The 7,259-nt window shown below is 70.1% G+C and carries 8 protein-coding genes and 1 pseudogene; 5 read left to right on the top strand and 4 right to left on the bottom strand.

Annotated features, from left to right (window positions below; translation table 11 throughout):
* Positions 1-87: 87 nt before the first annotated feature.
* The 3 genes from G6020_RS06375 to G6020_RS06365 form a co-directional block, all read right to left on the bottom strand.
* Entirely contained in the window at positions 88-1,263 is a 1,176-nt protein-coding gene (locus G6020_RS06375) for a hypothetical protein (RefSeq protein ID WP_241732595.1), read from the bottom strand.
* Positions 1,264-1,357: 94 nt separating this feature from the next.
* The gene (locus tag G6020_RS06370; RefSeq protein WP_182610039.1) at positions 1,358-2,377 is read right to left on the bottom strand and encodes an AraC family transcriptional regulator; all 1,020 of its coding nucleotides are present in this window, start codon (positions 2,375-2,377) and stop codon (positions 1,358-1,360) included.
* Positions 2,365-3,756 (bottom strand): flavin monoamine oxidase family protein, encoded by a 1,392-nt coding sequence (locus G6020_RS06365; RefSeq protein ID WP_347237877.1) that lies wholly within the window; start codon positions 3,754-3,756, stop codon positions 2,365-2,367. Before G6020_RS06365 ends, G6020_RS06370 begins: the two co-directional genes overlap by 13 nt.
* Before the next feature lie 96 nt (positions 3,757-3,852).
* On the opposite strand from G6020_RS06365, the pseudogene G6020_RS06360 reads away from it, so the two are divergent.
* Positions 3,853-4,165, top strand: a pseudogene (locus G6020_RS06360) (hypothetical protein).
* Positions 4,166-4,197: 32 nt separating this feature from the next.
* On the opposite strand, the gene G6020_RS06355 reads toward G6020_RS06360, so the two are convergent.
* Positions 4,198-4,359, bottom strand: coding sequence for a hypothetical protein (locus tag G6020_RS06355; protein ID WP_179525725.1), 162 nt, complete (start codon positions 4,357-4,359; stop codon positions 4,198-4,200).
* A 203-nt stretch (positions 4,360-4,562) separates the two neighbouring features.
* On the opposite strand from G6020_RS06355, the gene G6020_RS06350 reads away from it, so the two are divergent.
* The 4 genes from G6020_RS06350 to G6020_RS06335 form a co-directional block, all read left to right on the top strand.
* Positions 4,563-4,958, top strand: a complete 396-nt coding sequence (locus G6020_RS06350) for a GntR family transcriptional regulator (RefSeq protein ID WP_182610037.1) — start codon at positions 4,563-4,565, stop codon at positions 4,956-4,958.
* Position 4,959: 1 nt separating this feature from the next.
* Positions 4,960-5,676, top strand: a complete 717-nt coding sequence (locus tag G6020_RS06345) for an ABC transporter ATP-binding protein (protein WP_241731192.1) — start codon at positions 4,960-4,962, stop codon at positions 5,674-5,676.
* Positions 5,673-6,500 carry a hypothetical protein gene (locus G6020_RS06340; RefSeq protein ID WP_182610036.1) on the top strand — a complete coding sequence of 276 codons (828 nt, stop codon included), beginning with the start codon at positions 5,673-5,675 and terminating at the stop codon, positions 6,498-6,500. Before G6020_RS06345 ends, G6020_RS06340 begins: the two co-directional genes overlap by 4 nt.
* A gap of 289 nt (positions 6,501-6,789) precedes the next feature.
* Positions 6,790-7,259 (top strand): hypothetical protein (locus G6020_RS06335; RefSeq protein WP_182610035.1); only part of this gene is annotated, 470 nt, incomplete at its 3' end.

Below are 7,259 nucleotides of genomic sequence, written 5' to 3'. Positions count from 1 at the left end.
CGCGGCCGGCGAGCATCCGGGCGATGTCCTTGCCCAGCCCGCGTCCGGCCCCGGTCACGAGCGCGCTGCGTGACCTCGTCGTCGTCGTCACTTCTCGCTTCTCAGTCCGGACCGGATCCGACCGTAGGAGATGCCGCCGTGGCAGTAGGTGGGCACCACGGGCCAGAAACGCTTCCACGAGACCAACTCGGTGGAGGGCAGGATCTGCAACCAGCGCGGGTCACCGGGACACCGGTCCGCCATGGTCTTCTCCTTGATCATGGAGTCGTACTGGTCCAGCGAGTCCTCGAGGGTGTTGGCGTTGGGGCAGATCTCCCGACCGAACTTCTCGTGGTAGCGCCGCACGCCCGGGATCCGGGACAGCTCCGGCTGCCAGTTGTCCAGGGAGATGCCGTTCTCCGAGGAGACCCAGACGCCGTCCGGGGTGTTGATGACCAGCGAGTGGTTGCCGTCGGTGTGGCCGGGGGTCCACATCAGCGCGATGCCGGGGCCGAGCTCGATGTCCCCGTCGAACACCGCGAACTTGGACCGGTCGACCCCGCCGAGCCCGCCGGAGACGTACCAGGCCCACTGCATCGGGTGCAGGTCCTCGAGCGTGGCCAGTTCGCGCCGATGGACCAGCAGCCTGGCGTCGCCGAACAGTGGCGTGCGGGGCGCGGTGTCTCCGGGGATCACCTCGGTCGAGCCGAGGATCATGCGTGGGTCCTGCACGTGGAGGTGGTCGAACGTGCAGAAGTCCACGTCCTGCGGCGTGAGCCCGACCTTGGCGAGCGCCTGGTCCGGCTCGTTGAAGTACTTGAGGAGCAGCTTGATGGCCAGGGTGCCGCCGGGGATCCGGTCGACGAGCGTCTGCAGGTTGTCGTAGACGGGCGCCTCGGCGGACCCGGCGGGGACGGTCGGCTCGAACACCAGGGTGCGGGGACGGCCGTTCCAGTCGTCGTACTGCACCACGATCATCCGGTTGATCATGGTGATCAGCGGCAGGCTGGGGACCGAGACCGCGTTGTTGAAGGCGTACTTGACCGGGTACGGCGCCGCGGCCACGTCCACGGACTGCACGGCCCGCACCTGACCCTGCTGCACGAAGCGCGTCTTGTACTCGGCGGCCGCCGCGCGCACGGCCCGGAGGCGCTCGCCGCGGGGCCACACGTCGTGGACGCCGTCGAACTCGGGGATCGACCGCGCGCCGATCTGCTCGAGCATCTGCTCGGACGAGTCTTCCGGCAGCTTCTGGTCACTCAGCTGGTGGTCGCGCAGCATCATCGCTCCTGTACTACTACGGGCGCCGTGGTTCTCCGGGTGCCGTGGTTCTGGCGGCTGCTTTCAGGATCCGGTTCCCGCGGGAAGAAAACTTGTCTCAGCGCGACAGTCTTGCCCGGCGCCGTAGTCCGCCGGGGGAGAGGCCGAACCACCGACGTACGGCGTGGCTGAGCGTGGACTGTTCGGAGAAGCCGACCAGGTCGGCGATCTGGGTGAAGGACAGGTCGGTGGTCGTGATGAACCGGTGCGACCGGTCTCGCCGCAGGTCGTCGATGACCTGACCGTAGGTGGTGCCCTCGACGACGAGGTGGCGCTGCAGGGTCCGGGGCCCGATCGCCAGCGAGGCCGCCACCTCCGCGAGGGACGGGACCCGCCCGGGCAGGCTCTCGGCAACCGCCCGGCGGACCCGTCCGGACATCGACCGGGTGGGGTCGGAGTACGACCCCGCCAGGTGTTCGAGGGCGGCCAGGCGGATCTCCTCGTCCGCGGTGTCGAACGAGGCGTCCAGGATCCGGCGCTCGACACACAGCGCGGCCACGGGTCGGTCGAACTTGATGTCGGCGCCGAAGAAGTCCAGGTAGCGGTCCACGGGCGACAGTGGACCGTGGGGCAGCTCGACGGACCGGAGACCCGGACTGCGCCCGAGCAGTTGCACAGCCATCCGGTGGAACAGGCCCAGGCCCAGCTCGATGGCCTGCGGGGAGTACGGCGATTCGGAGAGTTGCTTGCGGTAGGTCAGCGCGATCACGCCGCGCCGGTCCCACGGGTCGTCGTCGACGCCGATCGTCAGCGCGGGGCTGTGGACGAACAGGAACCTCGCCGCGCACTCGAGTGCCTCGGTGGCGGTGGAGCTGGAGCGGACCGCCCGGGCCACCGGTCCGAGGATGGAGACGTCCTGCCGATCGGCCAGCCGCAGCCCGAAATCGGGGCAACCCAACTCCGCGGCGGCCGCGTCGAGCATCTGGTCGTGCGCGGTGATCGACACCAGCCCGTCGTCGTCCGCGAGCACCTCGCGCGCGATCTCGTACCGGTCGAGCAGCCGGTCGGGGTCTCCGCCGAGTTCGCTGACCAGCGGGCCGAATCCGCGCAGACTGGCGGCGCGGATCAGCGGCTGCACACGATCTCCCCGGCCACCCGCCGGCCCGACTCGACCGCCCCGTCCATGTAGCCGGCCCAGCGGGTAGCGGTCTCCGTGCCGGCCCAGTGGATCGGGCCGACGGGGAGGCGGAGGTGGGGGCCGAAGCGGGTCAGGGTCCCGGGCGCGGCGAACGCGCCGTAGCAGCCGCGGCTGTACTCCTCCTCGGCCCAGTCGCGCTCGATGTAGTCGACGGGACTGAGGGCCCGGGGGCCGAAGTATCCGGCGAGATCCTGGAGCACCTGCGCGCGACGGTCGGCGGCGGTCACGCGCGAGCCCCGGTCCGCGTGGCGGCCCTCGAGGAATCCGACGAGGACGCCGGGCACGGCGCCGTCCGATGTGCCCGCGTGGGGGGTGTTGTCGAAGACGGTGCCCAGCGGTCGGGTGTCGCTGTTCGCCTGCCCGCTCCAGCCGTCGGCACGCCAGAACGGCTCGGGGTAGACGACGTTGATCTTGATCACCCGGCCCATGGGCATCCGCTGGACCAGCTGGTCGCGGTCGCCGGGCAGGCCGGGGGAGTAGCGGATCCTCGACGCCAGGGGCGGTGGAACCGCGACCACCACATGCCGCGCATTCACCACCCGGTCGCCGGACCGGACGCGGGCTCCCGCGGCGTCCCACTCGACCCCGGTGACCGGGCTGTCCAGCAGCACGCGATCACCGAGCTCCCGCGCCATCTCGATCGCGATCGTCTGCGCCCCTCCCACCACGCGGTCCTGCTGAGCTCCTCCGGCGGTGTCGATCAGCGCATCGGTACCGCCGGCGGCACCGATGTAGAACCCCGCCCACAGTGCGGACAGGTCCTCGGGTCCGGTCGAGAACACGGCCTCCGTGAGGAGACGGAAGAACCCGCGGCCCCGCGGGGTGCGGGCAGTGCGCCTGAGCCAGGTGTCGAAGGTCTGCGAGTCCAGGCGATCGGCGCCGGGCGCGCGCCACGGGTCCGCGAGCGGGATGCGGGCGGCCATGCGGTCGAGACGCCACTGTGTCTGTGCGATGTCGGCCAGGGTGACGGGATCGAGGCGGGGGATCCGGCCGGAGTAGTCCGACCTGGCCCCGCCCACCTCGGCGATGTGGCGACCCGCGACGTGGGTGGGGAAGGTCCGCAGTCCCAGTTCACCGATCAGGGCGAGGATCTGATGTTGGGAGGGGCCGACCCACTGCCCCCCGACCTCGATCGGAGCCCCGCCGGGCAGAGTCGCGTTGAGCAGACGGCCCCCGACGCGGTCCCGGGCCTCGAGGACCTGCACCTCGTGGCCCGCGCGGGTCAACTCGCGTGCGGCGACCAATCCGGCGATGCCGGCGCCGACGACCACCACATCCTCTGATGAGTCCACCCATCGCCTCCCCACGGCCGACCGAATCGCAGGCGTGTTCACAGTATTCCTCGCCCCCGGTGGCCCGGGGCGGGACGGTGAACTCGGTGCCCCGGACTCCCGGGGTCTGTCACGCTTGTCGTCATGAACACGGACGGGCGTTCCCTGCCGCGCAACTCATGGCTCTCCAGGGGCGCGCCGCTGGAGCGGTCCGACGCGGCGAGCCGGATCAGCGCCTACATCTACGGCAACATCCTGGTCCTGGCTCGGAGTTCTCGAGCACCGCACCGCACTGCTGCTGGCAGAGCCCACCGTGCTGGTGCGGATCGGCGGCATCGTCTTCGTGATCGGCCGGCTCAACGGCGAGCGGCCCAGTCGGAACCGGCTCATCAGTGCTGCGGCACTCACGGTGGTCGCAGCGACCATCGTCGGGGTCAAGGTCGTTCTGACGCACTGATCCGCGCGCACTGATCCGCGCGCAGTGACCGGCTACCTGCCGAACATCTTCGCGAGGAACCCCTCCTTGGGCGCGGTGGCGTGTCCGGGGCACCGCTGGGACTTGGGCACGCCGGACATCACCTGGTCCACGTGCATTCCGCACCCGGCCCAGGTCGTCTTTCCACAGGTCTTGCAGGTTGCGGGTCGGCACATGGTCGTACTCCTCTGATCGTGGGATGGTCGCGAGGTCCGCGGTCGGTGTGTGGTGCCGTCCGAGCCTCGCTGCCGAGAATACATACCCCCTAGGGTATACGCAACGTGGTCGTCGTTGACTTCGCCGCGACCCGCGTTGACTTCGCCGCGTCGGAGTGTCACTGTATTAAGCACCTAATACAGCAACACGGAATGGGGCGGCGATGCAGTTCGACAACTCATCCCCGATCTGGGTGCAGCTCGTCGAGGAGTTCTCGCGGCGCATCGTGACGGGGGAGTGGCCGACGGGCGCGAAGATGCCCGGGGTCCGGGAGTTGGCGGCCGATCTGGGCGTCAACCCCAACACCGCGCAGCGCGCGCTGGCCGAGCTGGAACGGCTCGAGCTGTGCCGGTCCGAGCGCGCCAGTGGGAGGTTCGTCACCTCCGATGACGCCCGGATCGACGAGGTCCGCGCCGACCTCGCCGCCGGTGCCGCCGACGAGTTCATCCGGCGGGTCCGCGGCCTGCGGATGACCCACGACAGGGCGCGAGCACTACTCGACACGAGATGGGACGACCATGACCACACCACTGCCCATGCGCACGACGGAGGTGCCTGACATGAGGGCCACCGCCAGCCCGGCCACGACACTCGTCGAGGCCACGGGTCTCAACATGAGGTACGGCACCACCACCGCACTGGACGCCCTCGACCTCCGGCTCGCTCCTGGTCAGATCGTGGGACTGCTCGGCGAGAACGGCTGCGGCAAGACCACGCTCCTCAAGATCCTCGCCGGCGTGCTCGCGGGTTACTCCGGCACAGTGCGGATCGACGGCCACGCCCCGGGCCCCGAGTCCAAGGCGATCGTCTCCTTCCTGCCCGACACCAGCTTCCTGCCCGACTCCGCCCGCGTGAGTTACTGCCTGCGGCTCTACACCGACTTCTTCGCCGACTTCCAGACCGAGAAGGCCCGCGACCTCGTCGGATTCTTCGGTCTGGACGAGTCCGCGCGCCTCAAGGAGATGTCCAAGGGCATGCGCGAGAAAGTGCAGATCGCCCTGGCCATGTCCCGCGACGCGCGGGTGTTCCTGCTGGACGAGCCCATCTCCGGTGTCGACCCGGCCGCGCGTCAGCTCATCCTCGACGGCATCGTCCGCAATCTGTCCGAGGACTCCCTGCTCCTGATCTCCACGCACCTGGTGCACGACCTGGAGCCCATCCTCGACGCCGCGGTGATGATGCGCCACGGCCGGGTCCTGCTGCAGGGCCACGCCGACGACCTCCGCGGCCAGCACGCCGCCAGCCTCGACCAGATCTTCAAGGAGACCTACCGATGACGACGACACTGCTCACGCACGAGTGGCTGCGCACACGCGGGGCCCTCGGGACGACACTCGGAGTGATCGCTCTCGTCGGCGTCCTGGGCGGTCTGCTCGGGGCTGCAGGGTGGCCGCTGCTGTCCCAGTTCGGGCTGGCGCTGGGCATGCTGGCCGCGGTCGTGGCGGTCCCGGCCGTCCAATTGACCCTGGCCGCCGACTACTGGCGCACCGGCTACGGCCGGACCGGGTACTTCACCCACTCCATCCCGGTCCGCGGGTCGGTCATCTTCTGGACCAAGCTGATGTGGGCGATGGCCGCCTCCCTGGCCGCGCTCGTCCTCACCGCCGGGCTCGCGCTGCTCACGTGGTGGGCGGCCGCCCGCCAGTCGGGGCTCACCTCGCCGTCGTACTCCGTCCTGTCCGACGCGTGGACCACGGTGACCACTGCCGCACCGGCCTGGATGATCGCGGCCGGAGTGCTCGTGACACTCGGGTCGTTCCTGATCTGGCCCGTCTACTACTACTTCTCGGTCTCGGTCGGGCACGAGCGACGGCTGGCCGCGCTGGGTGCCGGCGGGCCGGTCGTGGTGTTCGTCCTGGTCTACGTGGTCACACAGCTGCTCTCGCTGATGGCGATGATCGCTCTGCCGTTCGGCATCTCGATGGGCGCCGGGGGCTCGCTGGAGTTCGTGCGCTTCGACATGATCGGCGAGTTGGCCGCCGGCGCGGCCGCCAGCGACGACGTCATGCCCGTCGGCTTCCTGGCCGCGTCGGTGGTGTTGGTGGTGTTCTGCCTGTGGCGTACGGCGCGGTCGTGGAACCACAGGGTGGCCCTGGTGTGAGCAGTGCGCCACACGGGCCGTCCGTGGACCCGGGCCGGCACCGTGCTCCCGCCCTGCAGACGGGCCTCGATGACGACACGACGGTACTCGTCCCCCCTCGAACTCGTCGAGCTGATCCCAGCCAGCGCGCCCGAGACGGCCGCGAGGACCGGTGCGTATAAGATAACCTTTGGTTCCGGGGCCGGGGCGGCGTAGTGTTCACATCGTCGCTCGCCGGGGCGTCGCAGCCGGCTCGGTGGCGCGACCTCCCCTGTGAGGACCCCCTCGCCTCCCGGAAAGAACTCCTCTCATGCCGATCGTCCTGCCCTCCACGTCGCACCCGTCTCTGACTGAGCCGACGTATCTCAGGCCCCCGGTGTGGAAGCAGGTCTTGGCCTGGGCCGGTGTCGGTGTGGGCGCACTGACGCTCCTGGGCGCGGCGGCCTCGGTGGGGGACGGGTTCGCCTCGGTCGCGGCACTCGCGATGTTCGGCCTAGCGTTGATCCTGCCGGGCGGTTGGTGGTTGTACTGCGAGAACCGGGACAGGACGCACGCGGACGAGGACCATCGGCTGGACTCGCAGGCCGCGCTGGCCCAGCAGACGATGGCCGGGTACGTCGCCCCCGATGCGCTCGCCCCGCTGGCGTGGCACACGCCACTGACGCCGGTCTCGCGGCGATGGCCGGTGGTTGGCTCGGCCGCGTTCGCCCTCGTCGTCGGGTCCATGGGGTTGATGCCCGCCGCCGAGGTCTCACCCGCCCCGGCGGCGACACCGGTTCC

The sequence above is a fragment of the Dietzia sp. B19 genome (assembly GCF_014145155.1).
GTDB lineage: Bacteria > Actinomycetota > Actinomycetes > Mycobacteriales > Mycobacteriaceae > Dietzia > Dietzia natronolimnaea.
This window is presented reverse-complemented; position numbering and strand designations above follow the sequence as displayed.

Coding starts and splice junctions, on each gene's coding strand:
- G6020_RS06375 (WP_241732595.1), bottom strand. CDS start 1,263: ATGATGCTGCGCGACCACCAGCTGAGTGACCAGAAGCTGCCGGAAGAC.
- G6020_RS06355 (WP_179525725.1), bottom strand. CDS start 4,359: ATGTGCCGACCCGCAACCTGCAAGACCTGTGGAAAGACGACCTGGGCC.
- G6020_RS06350 (WP_182610037.1), top strand. CDS start 4,563: ATGCAGTTCGACAACTCATCCCCGATCTGGGTGCAGCTCGTCGAGGAG.
- G6020_RS06345 (WP_241731192.1), top strand. CDS start 4,960: ATGAGGGCCACCGCCAGCCCGGCCACGACACTCGTCGAGGCCACGGGT.
- G6020_RS06340 (WP_182610036.1), top strand. CDS start 5,673: ATGACGACGACACTGCTCACGCACGAGTGGCTGCGCACACGCGGGGCC.